The organism is Pseudomonas sp. GW821-FHT02B10 (assembly GCF_059421865.1).
In genome coordinates, this window is record NZ_JBWKVU010000017.1 from 92,173 (window position 1) to 107,988 (window position 15,816).

General features: G+C 63.1%; 12 protein-coding genes. 5 read left to right on the forward strand and 7 right to left on the reverse strand.

Annotation, left to right across the window (positions count from 1 at the left end; translation table 11 throughout):
- Positions 1-41 precede the first annotated feature (41 nt).
- Positions 42-755 carry an SGNH/GDSL hydrolase family protein gene (locus AC07VU_RS27865; protein ID WP_495030860.1) on the reverse strand — a complete coding sequence of 238 codons (714 nt, stop codon included), beginning with the start codon at positions 753-755 and terminating at the stop codon, positions 42-44.
- A gap of 365 nt (positions 756-1,120) precedes the next feature.
- On the opposite strand from AC07VU_RS27865, the gene AC07VU_RS27870 reads away from it, so the two are divergent.
- Both AC07VU_RS27870 and AC07VU_RS27875 read left to right on the forward strand, forming a co-directional pair.
- A complete protein-coding gene (locus AC07VU_RS27870) occupies positions 1,121-3,628 on the forward strand; it encodes a hypothetical protein (RefSeq protein ID WP_495030861.1) in 2,508 nt (835 codons plus the stop codon).
- A gap of 10 nt (positions 3,629-3,638) precedes the next feature.
- Entirely contained in the window at positions 3,639-5,597 is a 1,959-nt protein-coding gene (locus AC07VU_RS27875; RefSeq protein ID WP_495030862.1) for a GMC family oxidoreductase, read from the forward strand.
- A 49-nt stretch (positions 5,598-5,646) separates the two neighbouring features.
- Here the strand turns inward: AC07VU_RS27875 and AC07VU_RS27880 are convergent, their stop codons facing one another.
- From AC07VU_RS27880 to AC07VU_RS27900, 5 genes are all read right to left on the reverse strand, one after another.
- The gene (locus AC07VU_RS27880) at positions 5,647-6,873 is read right to left on the reverse strand and encodes a phospholipase D-like domain-containing protein (RefSeq protein ID WP_495030863.1); all 1,227 of its coding nucleotides are present in this window, start codon (positions 6,871-6,873) and stop codon (positions 5,647-5,649) included.
- A 64-nt stretch (positions 6,874-6,937) separates the two neighbouring features.
- Positions 6,938-7,585, reverse strand: coding sequence for a MotA/TolQ/ExbB proton channel family protein (locus AC07VU_RS27885; protein WP_274303094.1), 648 nt, complete (start codon positions 7,583-7,585; stop codon positions 6,938-6,940).
- A gap of 38 nt (positions 7,586-7,623) precedes the next feature.
- Complete coding sequence (locus tag AC07VU_RS27890) at positions 7,624-9,903, reverse strand: TonB-dependent receptor (RefSeq protein WP_274303092.1); 2,280 nt, start codon at positions 9,901-9,903, stop codon at positions 7,624-7,626.
- Between the two features lie 24 nt (positions 9,904-9,927).
- Positions 9,928-10,662 (reverse strand): energy transducer TonB family protein, encoded by a 735-nt coding sequence (locus AC07VU_RS27895; RefSeq protein ID WP_277588799.1) that lies wholly within the window; start codon positions 10,660-10,662, stop codon positions 9,928-9,930.
- A gap of 2 nt (positions 10,663-10,664) precedes the next feature.
- Entirely contained in the window at positions 10,665-11,072 is a 408-nt protein-coding gene (locus AC07VU_RS27900; RefSeq protein WP_007925526.1) for an ExbD/TolR family protein, read from the reverse strand.
- 187 nt (positions 11,073-11,259) lie between these two features.
- Here AC07VU_RS27900 and AC07VU_RS27905 point away from each other — a divergent pair, with 187 nt between their 5' ends.
- On the forward strand, positions 11,260-11,814 hold the full coding sequence (locus AC07VU_RS27905) for a GNAT family N-acetyltransferase (protein WP_495030876.1): 555 nt from the start codon (positions 11,260-11,262) through the stop codon (positions 11,812-11,814).
- Complete coding sequence (locus tag AC07VU_RS27910) at positions 11,811-13,382, forward strand: alkaline phosphatase D family protein (RefSeq protein ID WP_495030864.1); 1,572 nt, start codon at positions 11,811-11,813, stop codon at positions 13,380-13,382. Before AC07VU_RS27905 ends, AC07VU_RS27910 begins: the two co-directional genes overlap by 4 nt.
- Before the next feature lie 116 nt (positions 13,383-13,498).
- Here AC07VU_RS27910 and AC07VU_RS27915 read toward each other — a convergent pair whose 3' ends face one another.
- Positions 13,499-14,338, reverse strand: a complete 840-nt coding sequence (locus AC07VU_RS27915; protein ID WP_495030877.1) for a 5'-nucleotidase, lipoprotein e(P4) family — start codon at positions 14,336-14,338, stop codon at positions 13,499-13,501.
- Positions 14,339-14,870: 532 nt separating this feature from the next.
- On the opposite strand from AC07VU_RS27915, the gene AC07VU_RS27920 reads away from it, so the two are divergent.
- Positions 14,871-15,803: an NAD-dependent epimerase/dehydratase family protein gene (locus AC07VU_RS27920; RefSeq protein WP_274303088.1), complete on the forward strand. Its 933-nt coding sequence runs from the start codon at positions 14,871-14,873 to the stop codon at positions 15,801-15,803.
- Positions 15,804-15,816: the final 13 nt, after the last annotated feature.

Below are 15,816 nucleotides of genomic sequence, written 5' to 3' on the forward strand. Positions count from 1 at the left end.
CGTCCAGGGCGGGTGCGGATGTGTGGGAGAGGGGGAGCGGCTTAGCGGCTGCAACGCTGGCGAATGACCCGCGCCGCTTCATCCGCGAGGATCTGGTAGAGCGCCGGGGAAGGGTGGAAGCCGTCCCCGGCCATCAGGCTGGCGGCCGGCTGGAAGCGGGTCGCCAGCAATGCGCAGTGATCCTGGCCGGCCAGCAGTTCGACCAGCAGGCTGTTGAAACGCCGGGCCCTGAGGCCCAGGTACCAGCGCAGCGGCTGGGGCAGGGCGGGGAACAGATGCATGGGCGGCACGGGCAGGAAGACGATATGCCGGGCCTCGAAGCGCTCGCTCAAGAGTGCGATCAGGCGCGAGATCCGCGCCTGCCATTCGGCCGCGGCGATGCGGCTGGTGACGTCGTTGACGCCGATGGACACCAGGGCCACATCGAAGGGCTCGGCCGGGCCGTCCTCCAACAGCTGGAACAACTGTCGCGAGTCCAGCCCGGACTGTGCCCGCAGCTGCCATGACAGCTGGAAGTCGCCGGCGAGGCCAGCCACCAGCCGGCCGGCAATCGCCTCGTCCTGGGTAAGGGCGCCGACGCCCGCCGCCGCGGAGTCGCCGAGGATCAACAGGCGCAGGGCCGGCCCGCTGGCGTCGGCGTGCCGGCCTTGGCGAGGGCCTTCGGCCTCCGGCAACCTGGGGGTGACCCAGCGGGTGTACAGGCCCTGGGCGAGTAACAGCGGCCCCAGGGCCACCTTGGCGAACACGTCGGTCATGGGCAGTACGCTCGCGGTAAAAAAAGGTGGCGTTGGCAGGTAGCCGTGGCCCGCCTCGGAACGGGTATGGCTGGCGAGTGTAGCCCTGACCGCCGGTGACGCCGAAGGGTGAATAACGGCCCCCGGGTATCCCCGATAGCCAATCGCAATTACCCCTGGTTTTTCATCGCCAAATGTAAGTATTGAGCCGCTTGCCATGGCCTAGTATGGCGGCTGTAGGGCGTTGTAAGGCGATTGGCGTGCCGAGGTTAACCGGCCCGGTGCGCAGGCAGTCGGTTGTTCGGCCATCAGAAAAAGAACCGGTCGCGACACAGGTGTCCCCAAGGACAGAGGGACCGGTCTGCAGCACATGCAAGGAGCAGCGCATGACACCCGTGAAGCTGATGTTGAGCATTTTCCTTCCTTTGGTGCTGTTACAGGCCTGTAGCAGCGATACGAAAAACCCCTGCGGCAACAAGCCCGGCGAGCGACTCGACGAAGCCAAATGCGTCGGCCGCGATGCCGGCAGCCTCAGAGGCGCCGACGAGGACTATTTCGCCGACATGGACTACGGCGTGTCCAGGCAACCGCAACTGCTGGTCGAGCGACTGTCGCCCTTCATCCCCGGCATTACCGAACAGCAGGCACTCCAGGCCTTCGCCCGCGGGCGCAACAACTGGATCGTCTGGACCGCCGGCAACGATGCGCTGTGGGACAAGCTCTCGCGCGACAGCGTCGGCAACCTGGACCTGCTCAAGACTGTCTCCAACCACCCGAGCCTGAAATACAACCGCGATAAACGCTGGCAAGTGCTGGGGGTGGTCAACGAACCCTGCTACGTCAAGGGCGAGGGGCCGCGTGACGATCGCTACGGCCTGTGGCTGGACAAGCGTGACCCGTCCTGCGCCGCCGACCCTTTCGAGGACGAAACCAAGTACCCCGGGGTGAAGATCGGCGCCCGGGGCAAGAACCTGCCGGTGGGCTCCTATTACGGCTACGGCACCGGGATCGTCGGCCTGCGGCTGTTCCCCAACCCGGACTTCGACGAGCACGCGCAGAAGAAGTGGGACGCCAAGCGCTATTACGAAGACCCGGCCTATTACAACGACAACAAGCTGGTGAAACCTTACCGGGTCGGCATGTCCTGCGGCTTCTGCCATGTCGGGCCGAACCCGACCAACCCGCCGGCCGACCCTGAACATCCGGCCTGGTCCAACCTCAACTCCAACCCCGGCGCGCAGTACTTCTGGGTCGACCGGATCTTCATGTGGAACCAGGACCCGAGCAGCTTCCCGTACCAGCTGTTCCACACCTCGAAACCGGGAGCGCTGGACACCTCGTTCGTCTCCACCGACTACATCAACAACCCGCGCACCATGAACGCGGTCTACAACCTCAAGGCGCGCATCGAGCTGGCCTCGAACCTGGGCAAGGAAAAACTCGCTGGCGGCGGGCTGAACAACCGCCAGTTCAACGAGGTGCCCGGCGTGCCGCCGGACAGCCCGCTGGCGCAGTTCTACAAAAAGCCTGACACGGTGTTCACCCCGCGGGTACTCAAGGACGGCGCCGATTCGGTGGGCGCGCTCGGGGCCTTGAACCGGGTGTTCATCAATATCGGCCTGTACAGCGAGGAGTGGACCACCCACTTCCGGCCGCTGATCGGCGGCAAGCCGATCACCCCGTTCCGCATCGACGTGGCGCGCAAGAACTCCTCCTACTGGAACGCCAACGAGGCGCAGACTCCGGACCTGGCGTTGTTCTTCCTGGCCTCGGCGACCCCGGACTACTTGAAGAACGCCCCCGGTGGCGCGGCACACCTGAGCGAACCGGCGGCGGTACTGGAGCGCGGCAAGGAAGTCTTCGCCGACACCTGCGCCCGTTGCCACTCCAGCAAACTGCCGGAAAAGGCCTGGACCTTCTTTCCCGACCATGGCTGCGTGAACGACGGTTACCTCAAGTGCTGGAACAATTACTGGACCTGGAGCAAGACGCCGGAGTTCAAGACGGCGATGCGCGCCATCGTCAAGGATGAGAAGTTCCTGACCGACAACTTCCTCTCCACCGAGCTGCGGGTGCCGGTCACCCTGACCGAAACCAACGCCTGCAGCCCGCTGGCGACCAACGCCCTGGGCGGCAATATCTGGGACAACTTCTCGTCGGAGTCGTACAAGCAATTGCCGGCGGTAGGCTCGGTGCTGGTGCAGAACCCCTACACCGGCGAGCCCTGGGAATACGCGATGCCGGCGGGCGGACGTGGTTATACGCGGCCGGCCTCGCTGGTCAGCGTGTGGTCCACCGCGCCGCTGCTGCTGAACAACCGCCTGGGTCAATTCCACTGGAAGGGTGGGGTGGAGGACCGCATGGCGTCCTTCGACAGCTCGATCCAGATGCTGCTGTGGCCGGAACACCGCACCGGCGACTTCCAGGTCATGACCCGCTCCGGCAAGACCCATATGGGCACCGTCGACGTCACCAGTGAGACCAGCTATCTGCGCGTCAGCAGCGGCTATCTGCCGACCTTCCTGCAAAAGCTCGAAGGTCTGTTCAGCCACTGGCTGCCGTGGCTGTTCGGCGAGGACGGCATCCAGCTCGGGCCGATCCCGCAAGGTACGCCGGTGAGCCTGCTGTCCAACATCGACCTGGAGAAACGCGACCAGGTGCTGGACCTGCTGCTGAAGATCAAGCACGACCTCAAGCAACTGCCGCCTGGTGCCTCCGACGAGGAAGCCCGCAAGGTCTTCGCCGGCCTGGTCAAGCCGCTGCTGCAGGTGAGCAAGTGCCCGGACTTCGTGGTGGACAAGGGGCATTACTTCGGCACCAGCTTCCTCAAGGAGGAGCCGGGCCTGAGTGACGCGGACAAACGGGCCTTGATCGCCCTGCTGAAAACTTTCTAGGTGGCCAGCGATGAACAACGAAACGGATTACGAGTACATCGTGGTGGGCTCCGGGGCCGGGGGCGGCACCGTCGCCGCCCGCCTGGCCGAACAGGGCCGCAAGGTGCTGGTGCTGGAGTCGGGCAGCGACCCGGCGGCAGCAGACACCACCGCCCCGCGGCTGCCGGAGGAGTACCAGGTGCCGGCGTTCCACCCGCGCTCCACCGAGAACGATGCGATGCGCTGGGACTTCTTCGTCCGCCACTACAGCAACGATGCCCGCCAGTCGCAGGACCCCAAGTTCACCCGGACCTTCCAGGGCGAGAACGTCGACGGGGTGCTGTACCCGCGGGCCAGTTGCCTGGGCGGCTGCACCGCGCACAACGCGATGATCACCGTCTACCCGCACAACCAGGACTGGGACCATATCGCGCAGATCACCGGTGACCCGTCGTGGAACGCCAGTGCCATGCGCGAGCACTTCCAGAACCTGGAGAACTGCCATCACCGGCCGCTCCAGCGCGTGCTTTCCTGGTTCGGCATCAACCCGTCGCGGCATGGCTTCAAGGGCTGGCTGCATGTGGAGAAGGCGATTCCGGAGGCGGCGTTCGACGACCAGTCGCTGGTGCGTTCGATCGTCGACGCCGCCGAGCAGGCGTTCAAGGCCCTGGGCGAAGCCCTCAAGCGCATCGGCTGGCAGTTGCAGGGCGTGGGCGACCCCAACGACTGGCGCCTGGTACGCGAGGAAGCCATCGGCCTGCGCTATCCGCCGCTGGCCACCCGGCACCACCATCGCAACGGCACCCGCGAACGCTTGCTGGATGTGCAAAAGCGCCACCCGGACAACCTGCACATCGAGCTGGATGCGCTGGTGACCCGGGTGCTGCTCGATGACCAGCAGCGCGCCTATGGCGTGGAGTACATCAAGGGCGCTCGCCTGTATCGGGCCTGTACCTTGCCGCGCAATGCCGCCGGCGAACTGCGCCAGGTGCGCGCCAGCCGCGAGGTGATACTCGCCGGCGGCGCCTTCAACACCCCGCAACTGCTGATGCTCTCCGGCATCGGCCCGCGCGAAACCCTGGAAGCCAAGGACATCCCGGTGCGGGTCGAATTGCCGGGCGTCGGGCGCAACCTGCAGGACCGCTACGAGGTCGGGGTGGTCAACCGGATGAACTTCGAGAATTGGGAAGTGCTCAAGGGCGCGCGCTACGCCAAGGGCGATCCGCAGTACGAGGAGTGGGCCAAGGGCAAGGTCGGGGTCTACAGCACCAACGGCGCGGTCCTGGCGATCATCAAGAAATCCCTGAAGCAACGGCCGCTGCCGGACCTGTTCTGCTTCTCCCTGCTGGCGCTGTTTCGCGGCTATTTCCCCGGCTACTCGAAGCTGATCGTCGAGCACCTGAACTACCTGACCTGGGCCATACTCAAGGCCCATACCAACAACAACGCCGGCTACGTCACCCTGCGCTCGAAAGACCCGGCCGACACCCCGCTGATCAACTTCCATTATTTCGAGGAGGGCAACGACACCCAGGGCGAAGACCTGCAATCGGTGGTGGAGGGCATCAAGTTCGTGCGCAACCTGGCCCAGCCGCTGAAAGACGCCGGGCTGATCGCCAGCGAGGAACTGCCCGGCGACGCGGTACAGACCGACGAACAGCTCAAGACCTTCGTCATGAACCAGGCCTGGGGCCACCACGCCTCCTGCACCTGCCCGATCGGCGCCGACGACGACCCGATGGCCGTGCTCGACAGCGCCTTCCGCGTACGTGGCGTGGGCAACCTGCGGGTGGTGGACGCCTCGATCTTCCCGAAAATCCCCGGCTTCTTCATCGTCACCTCGATCTATGTGGCGGCGGAGAAGGCGGCGCAGGTGATCCTGCAGGATGCTGTTGCAGTACGGGCGCAGGTGGCGCGCGGGGCAGGGCAGGCTACGGCCGGTGCAGACAGAGCGACCACGGTGGAGGCGATGGTTGCGTCAAAACGCTGAACGCTGGACAGGAGGCCGAGCCGTTGAAAGGCTCGGCCTTTTTTTGCCTTCACGGCGTGCCCGGATGCGGATCCGGATACTCAGCCATCACCTCCAGCGGCTTGGCATAAGGCCCATCCCACAATTGCCCGTGCAGCTCACCGATGCGCCTGGCCATCGCGCTGTCGTGCATCACCACTTCCAGGTTGCGCGAATTGTCCAGGTAACCGCCAAGCCAGTTGCTGGTGCCGACCCAGGCCACCTGCCCATCGATCTCCATGGTCTTGCTGTGAATCACCCGCGCATAGGGAATGAACCCCCGGGCCGCCTGGGGCAGGGTGACGATCCTGACCTGGACATTGGGCAGCACCGCCAGGCTTTTCAGGTAGGGCAGTTCCAGCTTGTCGGTGTTCCAGTTGGACACCAGCAACTTGATCGACACGCCCCGCGCCGCGGCTGCCCGCACGGCATTGTCGATCACCGCGTAATAGGGCCGGGTCCGGTCAGGCCCGTAGGACAGCGGCGCATAGTCCAGCAGTTGCACCCGCACTTCGTTCTTCGCTTCGGCCAGCAGGCGCGGCAACTCCTGTTGCGAGTCGCCCACGCCGGGCGGGTTGTAGCGTTGCGGGCTGGCCACCAGGTAATTGCCGCTGCGTAGCGGCGGCTGGCCGGGGGCGGGCAGGGGCACCGGCTGGTTTGCCGCCACGGCCGCCTGGGCCTGCCAATCCTGTTCGAAGATCGCCTGCACCTGGGCCACGGTGCTTTCATCGCTGATGCGCAACCCGGTTTCGTGGATATGCTCCAGCGAACGCCAGTCGAAGTTCTGGCTGCCGACGAACGCCTGTTTGCCATCCACCACCATGTACTTGGCATGGATGATCCCGCCGCTCACCTGGGCGTAGGGCAGTACCCGGAAGGTCAGGTTGGGAATCGCCCGCAATCGCTCCAGGGTGGCGGGATCTGACAGCTTCAGGCCCTTTTCTTCCAGCAGGAAGCGAATCTTCACGCCGCGTTTGCCGGCGGCCTCAAGGTGTTCGATCACCGTGCCCAGCACCGACCCGGGATGGTCCGCCGCATAAAACTGGCCGATGTCGATCCGGCTTTTCGCGCCATCGAACAGCTCGATCCACACGGGGCCGGGTTGCCGCAGATCCGCCGTGCCAAGCGCGGTGTCCACCGGCACCGTATGCACCAACTCGAACCCCGCAACGGCAAAGTCCGCCTGGGCCAGCGGACTGATCAGCAAGCCAGCCAGGCCTGCGATCCGAACGCTGAGCAGCGCTCGTGGAAATTTCATGCATACGGACATAGGCGTCTCATGTCGAAAAAAGGCGGGCGTGGCCTGCGCCCGCCCTGGGAAATTACGCGGTGCGGCTGTGCAACGGGCTCGGCGCCCGCTGCGGCACCTCATCCTGCACACGGGCGCCGGTGGCCGCGCGGATCAGCAGCATCTTCAGTTGATCGTTGATGCGCTCCAGGCTGTCCTGGAAAAAATTATGGAACACCACGCAGAACAGGGCGATGGCGATCCCCAGGCCGGTGGCGAACAACGCCGTGCCGATACCGCCGGAAATCTGGCCCGGGTCGGACACCCCGGCGCTGGCCAGGGCCTTGAAGGTGTCGATGATCCCCAGGATGGTCCCCAGCAAGCCTAGCAAGGGGGCGGCAGTGGTGATGGTCTCGATGATCCACAGGCTGCGGGCCAGTGGCGCGCGGGTCGACAGGTACTGGCTCTCGATCACGTCGTCCAGGTCCTTGCGCGAACCATGGGCAGCCTTTTGCGCCAGCACCGGCAGGACCATGCTCAAGGGCAGGCTGTCGCGGCGGGTCGCGCCTTGCGGCAAATCCCGCTCGCTGTGCACGTGACCGCCCAGGGCCTCCATCAACGCCCTGGCCTGGCGCCGTACATAGGCGAAGTAGAGACCGCGCTCGATGGCGATGAAGATCGCGATGGCCACCGCGGCATACATCACATAGAAGGTGATGTCGTGAAGCAGGTTCATGTCCATGATGCTTTACCTCATTCTTCGATAATGGCGGATGACGATCAGAAATTCGCTTCCAGGGAGACGGTCACGGTCCGTTCCAGGCCCACGATGTAGGCCGGGTCGCCGTCACGGAAACCGCCGTAGGGCGCGGCGTTGGTCTTGGTGGTGTACACGCCGTCCAGGTACTTCTTGTCGAACAGGTTGTCGACGTTCAGGCGCAGGGTCGCGTCCTTGATCACCTTCTTGTCCACCGGCAGGTAGATACCGGCGCCGAGGTTGAACACGGTGCGTCCGGATATGGCTTCGTCGTTGGTCAGGTCGCCATACAGCTTGCTGGTGTATTTGCCGCCGAAGGTGCCGTAGAAGCGCCCGTCGTCGTAGCCGATGTTGGCCGCCAGCATGTTCTTCGGCACGTTGGCGAACTGCTTGCCGCTGGTGGGCAGGACAATGGCCTTGCCGGCGTTGTAGACAGTCAGGTCGTCCTGCTGCTCGGCGCGGGTATAGGTGTAGGAGGTGTAGTAGTTGAAGTGGTGGGGCAGCAGGCCGCTCCACTCCAGTTCCAGGCCGCTGTTGTCGACGGCGCCGGCGTTGATGTCGGCGAAGTCGCCGTTGATGTCCCTGGACGAGACCTGGCGGTCCTTGAACTGCATGTAGAACAAGGTGGCGGCCAGGGTCATGTCGTCGCCGCTGTAGCGCCAGCCCAGCTCGTGGTTCCAGCTGGTTTCCGGCTTGGAATCGATGGAGCCGACACCCTGGTCGTAGAGCACGTAGTTCTGTGGGATGCGCATGTTGCGCGACAGGCTGTAGAACACCTGGTCGCGCTCGTCGATCTGGTATTTCAGGCCGACGTTGGGCAGCAACTTGTTATAGGTCTGGTGACGCTTTTCCGGCTGTTCGGTGAGGCTGCCGTGGTTGCTGCCGTCCCGCTTGACGTTCATGTAGGCCAGGCCCGCCACCAGGGTCCAGTCCGGGGCGAAATACCAGGTGTCCTGGGCCCAGACTTTCTGCGCTGGGGTAATGGTGAAGCGGTCGCGGCCCTGGACCTTGTTGCCATTGGCGTCCACCACGTTATCCGAATCCGGCCAGGTACTCTCCGGCTTGCCGCTGCTCTTGAGTGGGATGAACGGCTGGGTCTGGCTCTGGCGCGCACGCTCATACCAGTAGCCGAATTGCAGGCTGTGGTCGCCCAGGTCCCAGTTCAACTTGGTGGTGATGCCCGGACGCCAGGTCTGGGTGCGCGAAGGGCGGTAATAGACGCCGCTGGTGGAGGAGCCGTCGGCGTTGTACTGGGCGGCGGTCTGCAGGTTGCTGAGGTCGAACACGCCACCCCGGTTCGAACCGCTGTTCAGCGCATAGCTGGAGGCGCCCACGCCGCTGCCATTACCCCAGTAGTAATACGGGATGACCGACAGGGCCAGGTTGTCGGCCAGTTTGAATTGCGTGTTGAGCACCGCGGTAAAGGTCTGGAACGGGTTCTGCGCCAGGGCGTAGTAGCTGCTGACCTTGCCGTTGCTGCCCAGGGCCGGCGTCGAAGGGTAGGGGTCGTACTTGCGACCGTTCTGCTGGAACTGGGTCTTGGTCAACTGGCTGTAACTGTTGTTGTCCTGCTCGTGGTACTTGAGGATCAGGTTGGCCGTGTTGCCGCCGCCCATGTCGAAGAAGCTGTTCCATTCCACCTTGTCCGCCCGCACCGCGCCGTCGCCGCGCCATTTCTCGCCTTCGGTGTGGGACAGCGAGAGCCAGTTGCTCAGGCCGTTGACTTCGCCGGTATTGAGCCGGGCGAAGGTCTTGAAGGTGCCGTTGCTGCCGGCCACCTGCTTGACGAAGGCGCCGGTTTCCTTGGTCGGGCGGATGGTCACGATGCCGATGTTGCCGCCGCTGGAGCCGATGTGCGGGCCATCGGCTTCGGCCGAACCCTGGGTGACGAAGATCTGCTCGATGTTTTCCGGGTCGCCCAGCAGGTTGGAGTACAGCGCGTAGTTGCCGGAGTCGTTGATCGGCATGCCGTCCACCGACATCCCGACCTGGTCGGAGTTGAGCCCGCGCATGGTGAAGCGGAAACCCGAAAGCCCGGTGGCATCTTCGCTGGAGATGTTCAGGCCCGGGGTGTATTTGAGTTTGTCGACGGCGTTGCCGGTGGCGGTCTGTTTATCCAGCGCCTCCTTGGTCACCGTGGAACGCGCCTTGACGCTCTCCTCCTGGACCATGTAGCCACCGCCCGCCGTGGCCTTGCCTTGCACGCCAATGGTGCCGACGTCGCTGTCGCTGGTGTCTGCCATGGCGATTCCATGGCCCATGCTCGCGGCAACGAGTGCCAGATGAATCCGGGTGAACTTCATCACTGTCGTCCTGCTGTTGGGTGCTTACTGCACGCTGTAGTTGAAGGTGGCGGTGAAACGTTGCTCGTTGCGCCCACCGAAGGCTTGCTCGGGGAACGGCTTGACCTGCTTGATCCGGCGCAGGCTGTTGGTGGCGGCCCGGTTCAGCAGCATGCTTGACGCCTGGGTCTGGATCCCGGAGTCGAGGACGCGGCCCTGGCGATCCACCAGCAACCAGACCACCACCTCGCCACTGGGGCGTTCGAGGGACGCCTGGCGTCCGGTGGGGTACTGCTTGTAGGTGTCCAGCTCGTTGCGCAAACCTTTGAGATAGCCACCTTCCAGGGCCTGACCGTCGACTTTCGGCGGGGCGGGTGGGGCCGGTGTCGGGGCGACGGCGGGCTGCACGGGTTTGGCGGCGGCCGGCGGCGTGGGTGTCGGCGTTGCCTTGGCGGCCACGGGCGCTGGCTTGGGCAGCGGTTTGGGCTTGGGTTCAGGTTTCGGCAGTGGCTTTGGTTGTGGCTTGGGCGGCGGCGGAGGAGGAGCCGGAGCCGGCTCGGCGTCTTGGTCTTCGATGACCGGCGGCGGTGGTTCCTGTTCCACCACGGGTTCGGGGACTGCCTCCGGTTCTGGTTCGACCAGGGCGATTTCAACCGCCGACTCGTCATACACCGGCTGCACTTTTAGGGTTTGCGACTGGATACCCAGTGCAATCAGCACCAGGGCGATCAGGGCCGGGACACTGCCCAGCAGCTGACGCGCACGAAACAGGGCGTACATGATCAGGACTTGCGCGTGGCGATGGAGACCGAGGTAAAGCCACCCAGGCGCAGGGTGTCCATGACCTCGACCAGGCGGGAGACTTCCACGCCCTTGTCGCTGTTGACGATGATGGTCGACTTGCTGTCAGGCTTTTGCGCGGCCTTGAGCGCCGGCACCAGGGCTTCGACGCTGAGGTCCTTGCCATCGAGCTGCAACTGGCCTTCCAGGCCCAGGGTGAGGATGAACTTGTTCTGCGGCTTGAGCTGTTGCGAACTGCTGGCGCTGGGCAACTGGGTCTTCATGCCCAGTGCCGGAATCACGTTCAGGCTCACGAGTACGAAAAACACCAAGAGGAACATCATCACGTCGATCATCGGGATCAGTTCGATGTGCGCCTTGCGTTTTTTCGGTTCGTCCCAGGTTCTCATTCCGTTACCCCGTCATTGATTAGGGGCGCCACGCTAGCAACGGAAAATGACCGATTGGTTAACTTTAATTTAAGCTTTTAGGTGTCTAGGACGCGGATTTCAGAAGAACCACCAGTCATTTTTTGATGGTCATGAAATTGACATGCCAGGGGCGCATTTTTGCGCATTTATCGGCGAGCCCCCCGACATGAGCGTTGTACTTCCTTCGTTACTCACCCCGCGGCTGGCGCTCAAAGCGCTGCAAAAACACCAGGCCGAGACACTGTTCGAGCTGGCTAACGGCCCCGGGATCGCTGACAACACCGCAGCGATTCCATCGCCTTACACCCTGGAAACGGCGCTGACTTTTATTACTGGCCAGGAGGCGAATTTCCGTTCCGGGCAATCCCTCGCACTGGGCGTTCATCTGCGAGAGACCGACGAATTGATCGGCGTGATCAGCCTCAGGTTGTCCGCGGCTCATCGCAGCGGTCACCTGGGCGGTTGGACCGCCGCTCACCGCCGCAACCAGGGCTATGCCGTCGAAGCGGCCGGCGCAATCATGGCGTTCGGCTTTACCGAACTGATGCTGCACCGCGTTGGCAGTCAGTGTTTCGCCCGTAACCAAGGCTCGGCACGGGTGATGGAAAAAGTCGGCCTGGGTTACGAAGGCTGCATGAAAGGTGCCTTCCTCAAGAACGGGATTCATGAGGACATGTTGCTGTACGGGCTGTTGCGCGCCGATTGGCGGCCCGCGTCATGAGCGACGATATCCGCATGGATCCGGGCCGTCGCCGGGTGCTGTCGGGCCTGGCGGTGGCGACGGTTTTTTCGATCCTCAGCCCCTTCGCCCGTAGTGCCGGCATCGACTACCCGTTCACCCTGGGCGTGGCCTCGGGCGATCCACTGCCGGATGGCTTTGTCATCTGGACCCGCCTGGCGCCGTTGTTCAACGCGACCGATGGGCGTGGCGGCTTGAACCGTTCGGTGCCGGTGCGTTGGCGGGTGGCCAGTGACGCGGCGATGAGGCGGATCGTGAAACAAGGCGAAGTCATGGCCACTGAGCGTTTCGCCCATTCCGTCCATGTCGAGGTCGCGGGGCTGGAGGCTGGGCGGCCCTATTGGTACCAGTTTGAAAGCCTCGGAGCACAGAGTCCGACAGGGCAGTCGCGCACGGCTCCACCTGTGCACGCGATGGCGTCAGCGCGGCTGGGCTTTGTCTCCTGTTCTCACTGGGAGCGCGGCTACTTCAGTGCCTACCGCCACCTGGCCGCGGAACAGCCTGACCTGGTGTTCTTCCTCGGCGATTACATTTACGAAAAATCCTATGCGCCCGACTCCGGCAAGATCATTCGCCCCCACAGCAGTGACGAGGCGCTGGACCTGGCGGGCTATCGCAACCGCTATGCCCAGTACAAGACCGATCCTGACTTGCAGGCGCTGCATGCCAGCGCGCCCAGCGTGGCGACCTGGGACGATCACGAAGTGCAAAACGACTACGCCAATCGCTGGTCCCAGGATCCGGGGACTCCGGTAGCCGCGTTCCTCAAGCGGCGAGCGGCGGCCTATCAGGCCTTCTACGAACATATGCCATTGCGCGCCACCAGCCTGCCGCGGGGGCCGGACATGCGCATCTATCGGAACCTGGACTATGGGCGACTGGCCCGATTCCATGTATTGGACGGCCGGCAGTACCGCTCCGAGCAACCGTGCATTGCGCCCAATGGCAGCCACCAGGGGCATATCGCCGAAGACAGTTGCCTGGATTTGCGCGACCCCGGGCGCACCATGCTGGGCTGGCAGCAGGAAGCCTGGCTGGACCAGGGCCTGGCCCGGTCCCGGGCGCAATGGAATGTGATCGCCCAGGACCTGCTGGTGGCGCCGCTGCTCCAGCACGTCCCGGCGAGCCAGGCGCTGGGGCACTGGACCGACGGCTGGGACGGCTACAGGGCGACTCGCGAACGGGTGCTGGCCTCCATCGAACGCCGGCGAGCCAGTAACCCGGTGTTCTGGGGCGGCGACATTCATTCGTTCTGGGTCACGGACCTGCATGCGCGCGCCCATGACCCAGACTCGCGGATCGTCGCCACTGAATTCGTCGGCACCTCGGTCACGTCCGACGGCCAGTCGTTCGACGCCATCCTGCCCTTCAATCCCCATGTAAGGTTTTTCGAGAGCCGCTGGCGGGGATATGTGGCGGTGGAGCTGGAAGAACGGAAGATGCTGACCCACTTACGGATCATTTCCGACCCCAGGGACCCGTATGCCAGTGTCTCGACCCTCAAGTCGTTTGTGGTGGAGTCGGGGCGGGCGGGGGCGATTGCGGTCTAGTCAGTTCCACTCAAAATGCTGGCCGGGCCAATCATTTTGAGTGGATATGCAGCGTTCAGAAGGTTGCGGAAAAACGCCGGTTTTCGAACGGCGCGGGCAGGGCAGGTGGCCCAGGATTACTGCTTTGGTTGCCAGGCTGTCGATTCGGCCGCAGCCTTGAACCTGGCGCGGTTTTCCGGGGTGGCCGGTGGCTCCGAATCACCGAAGATCGCCTTGAGCCAATGGCCGTCGGTAGGGTTGGGGAAGAGGACGAACTTGCGGCCGAACTGCTCTTTGTCTTCCGTCATCAGGCTGTTGCGTTGCTTGACGTCCGCGACGTAGTACTTGCGTTTGAAGTCATTGAGGTTGTCGCCCAGCATGACCACCACTTCGTAGTCCTTGGCGATTTCCGTTTGCCGTGGCTCTTTGTTGGAGCTGTCGCGATAGACCGTCAGGTGTTGTTCATCGGCAAACGGCAGCTTGTTCTTGCGCAAGTTGGCCAGGGCATATTTCTTGGTTTTTTCGCCCTGGTCGCGGCTGGTGACGTAGAACACCTCGACCCCCTTCGATTGGGCGTAATTCAAGAACTCCACTGCCCCGGGCGTGGCGACCGGGCCATTGTCGGCGACCCACTGGTCCCAGGCGCCGTCATCGAAAAACTCTTTCCCCGAATTGATCATGTAGCCCCAGTAGCTGTTGCTACCCAGCACGGTATCGTCGACATCGCTGATGATGGCCAACGGTCGGTCGCCGTCCTTGCGGGCTTGCAGGGCCTGGTCCAGACGCATCCTGGCGATGTTGAAGCCTTGGTAATAAAGCGCCTCGAACTCAGCCGCCGTCTGTTTCCAGGCAACCGCCGCGGTCAGGAGATTGGAGGGGGAGCTGGCAGTCTGTTCGGCAAAGACAGGCGTCCACTGGAACATCAGAAGCGAGAAGAGCGCAGGGGTAATCAAGGCTTGGTTTATTTTTGATTTCATACTCGATACCTGAATGGAAACGGGGCGGGTAAATACGCAGCAGGGCAAAGACGGCACCGCGCTGACCAATACCGCCAAGGGGTTCTATAGCACTCGGGTGCCCCGCTCAATACGGGTGTCGTGTTTTGAGATCAATGAGGCGTGATTCCGACTCAGGTCCCGCATGCAGAGGTTCAAGGCGCGCGCATCGCCGTGAAAATGGATTTTCCATCGCCGGGGCAAAGCCCAGAGCTCCAGGGGGATATGCGTCAATATGCTGACTTTTTTTGACGCCAACAGCTTCATCTTAAAAATTAGACGTATTATTGACATGATGGCATTCGTATCCCAGTATCCGCTTCTGTTTTGCGTCATTTAACTGATGTTTTTTTGACGCCGGACTTCTGAGGCCCTCCAGAAAAAGGCGATACAGCCTTTGTTAAAGAGCAGGTATCCACGGAAAGATCAGCCATAAGGCCAACAGCCATGGCTCATTTTCGTGGGGGTGCCGGCTTTAGACGGTGGGGGTTGCGATATTTTTTAGGGATGATCTATGTCTGCCAAACGAGTACTGGTAACCGGGGGGGCTGGCTTCATTGGTTCCCACTTAGTGGATGCGTTGCTGGCGAGAGGCTATGCCGTTCGGGTTCTGGACGATCTCTCTACCGGCAAGGTCAGCAACCTGCCGATGGACAGCGCGGCCTTGAAACTGGTGGTCGGCGATGTCGCCGATGCCGCGACCCTCACTGAAGCCATGCAGGGGTGCAGCGCGGTGGTGCACTTGGCGGCTGTCGCTTCGGTCCACGCCTCGGTCGAACACCCGGCAGCTACTCATCGGAGTAATTTCATCGGCACGCTGCGGGTATGCGAGGCGATGATCGCCGCGGGCATCCGTCGAGTGGTCTTTGCCTCCAGTGCCGCGGTTTACGGCAATAACGGGGAGGGCACCCCAATTGATGAAGACACGCCCACGTCCCCCCTGACGCCTTATGCCGCGGACAAGCTTGCCAGCGAGCACTACCTGAATTTCTATCGTCGCCAGCATGGACTGGAGCCGGTGATCCTGCGCTTCTTCAATATCTTCGGGCCCCGCCAGGACCCATTGTCGCCGTACTCCGGGGTGATCAGCATTTTCAGCGAGCGGGCGAAAAGCGGACGGCCGATCGTGGTGTTCGGCGATGGCGAGCAAACCCGCGATTTCGTCTATGTCGAAGACCTGGTGAAGATCCTGCTCCAGGGCCTGGAGCACCCCCAGCCCGCGGCTGATGCCACCAATGTCGGTCTCGGCGGGGTCACCACGCTCAATGACCTGATTACGGCCCTGGAACGGATCAGCGGCAAACCGCTAAGCGTGAGTCATGCCGCTGCCCGCTCCGGCGATATCCGGCATTCCAAGGCCGACAATCGCCGCTTGCGCGAACGCTTTGACCTGGGGTCGCCAACCACCGTGGCGGAAGGCCTGGCACGGCTTTACCACAGTCTTTAATGCCACGCCTTGC

Excerpts from the sequence above, each read along its gene's own strand:
- AC07VU_RS27865 (WP_495030860.1), bottom strand. The coding sequence starts at position 755 with ATGACCGACGTGTTCGCCAAGGTGGCCCTGGGGCCGCTGTTACTCGCC.
- AC07VU_RS27890 (WP_274303092.1), bottom strand. The coding sequence starts at position 9,903 with ATGAAGTTCACCCGGATTCATCTGGCACTCGTTGCCGCGAGCATGGGC.
- AC07VU_RS27875 (WP_495030862.1), top strand. The coding sequence starts at position 3,639 with ATGAACAACGAAACGGATTACGAGTACATCGTGGTGGGCTCCGGGGCC.
- AC07VU_RS27910 (WP_495030864.1), top strand. The coding sequence starts at position 11,811 with ATGAGCGACGATATCCGCATGGATCCGGGCCGTCGCCGGGTGCTGTCG.
- AC07VU_RS27915 (WP_495030877.1), bottom strand. The coding sequence starts at position 14,338 with ATGAAATCAAAAATAAACCAAGCCTTGATTACCCCTGCGCTCTTCTCG.
- AC07VU_RS27920 (WP_274303088.1), top strand. The coding sequence starts at position 14,871 with ATGTCTGCCAAACGAGTACTGGTAACCGGGGGGGCTGGCTTCATTGGT.
- AC07VU_RS27905 (WP_495030876.1), top strand. The coding sequence starts at position 11,260 with ATGAGCGTTGTACTTCCTTCGTTACTCACCCCGCGGCTGGCGCTCAAA.
- AC07VU_RS27870 (WP_495030861.1), top strand. The coding sequence starts at position 1,121 with ATGACACCCGTGAAGCTGATGTTGAGCATTTTCCTTCCTTTGGTGCTG.
- AC07VU_RS27880 (WP_495030863.1), bottom strand. The coding sequence starts at position 6,873 with ATGAAATTTCCACGAGCGCTGCTCAGCGTTCGGATCGCAGGCCTGGCT.
- AC07VU_RS27900 (WP_007925526.1), bottom strand. The coding sequence starts at position 11,072 with ATGAGAACCTGGGACGAACCGAAAAAACGCAAGGCGCACATCGAACTG.
- AC07VU_RS27885 (WP_274303094.1), bottom strand. The coding sequence starts at position 7,585 with ATGGACATGAACCTGCTTCACGACATCACCTTCTATGTGATGTATGCC.
- AC07VU_RS27895 (WP_277588799.1), bottom strand. The coding sequence starts at position 10,662 with ATGTACGCCCTGTTTCGTGCGCGTCAGCTGCTGGGCAGTGTCCCGGCC.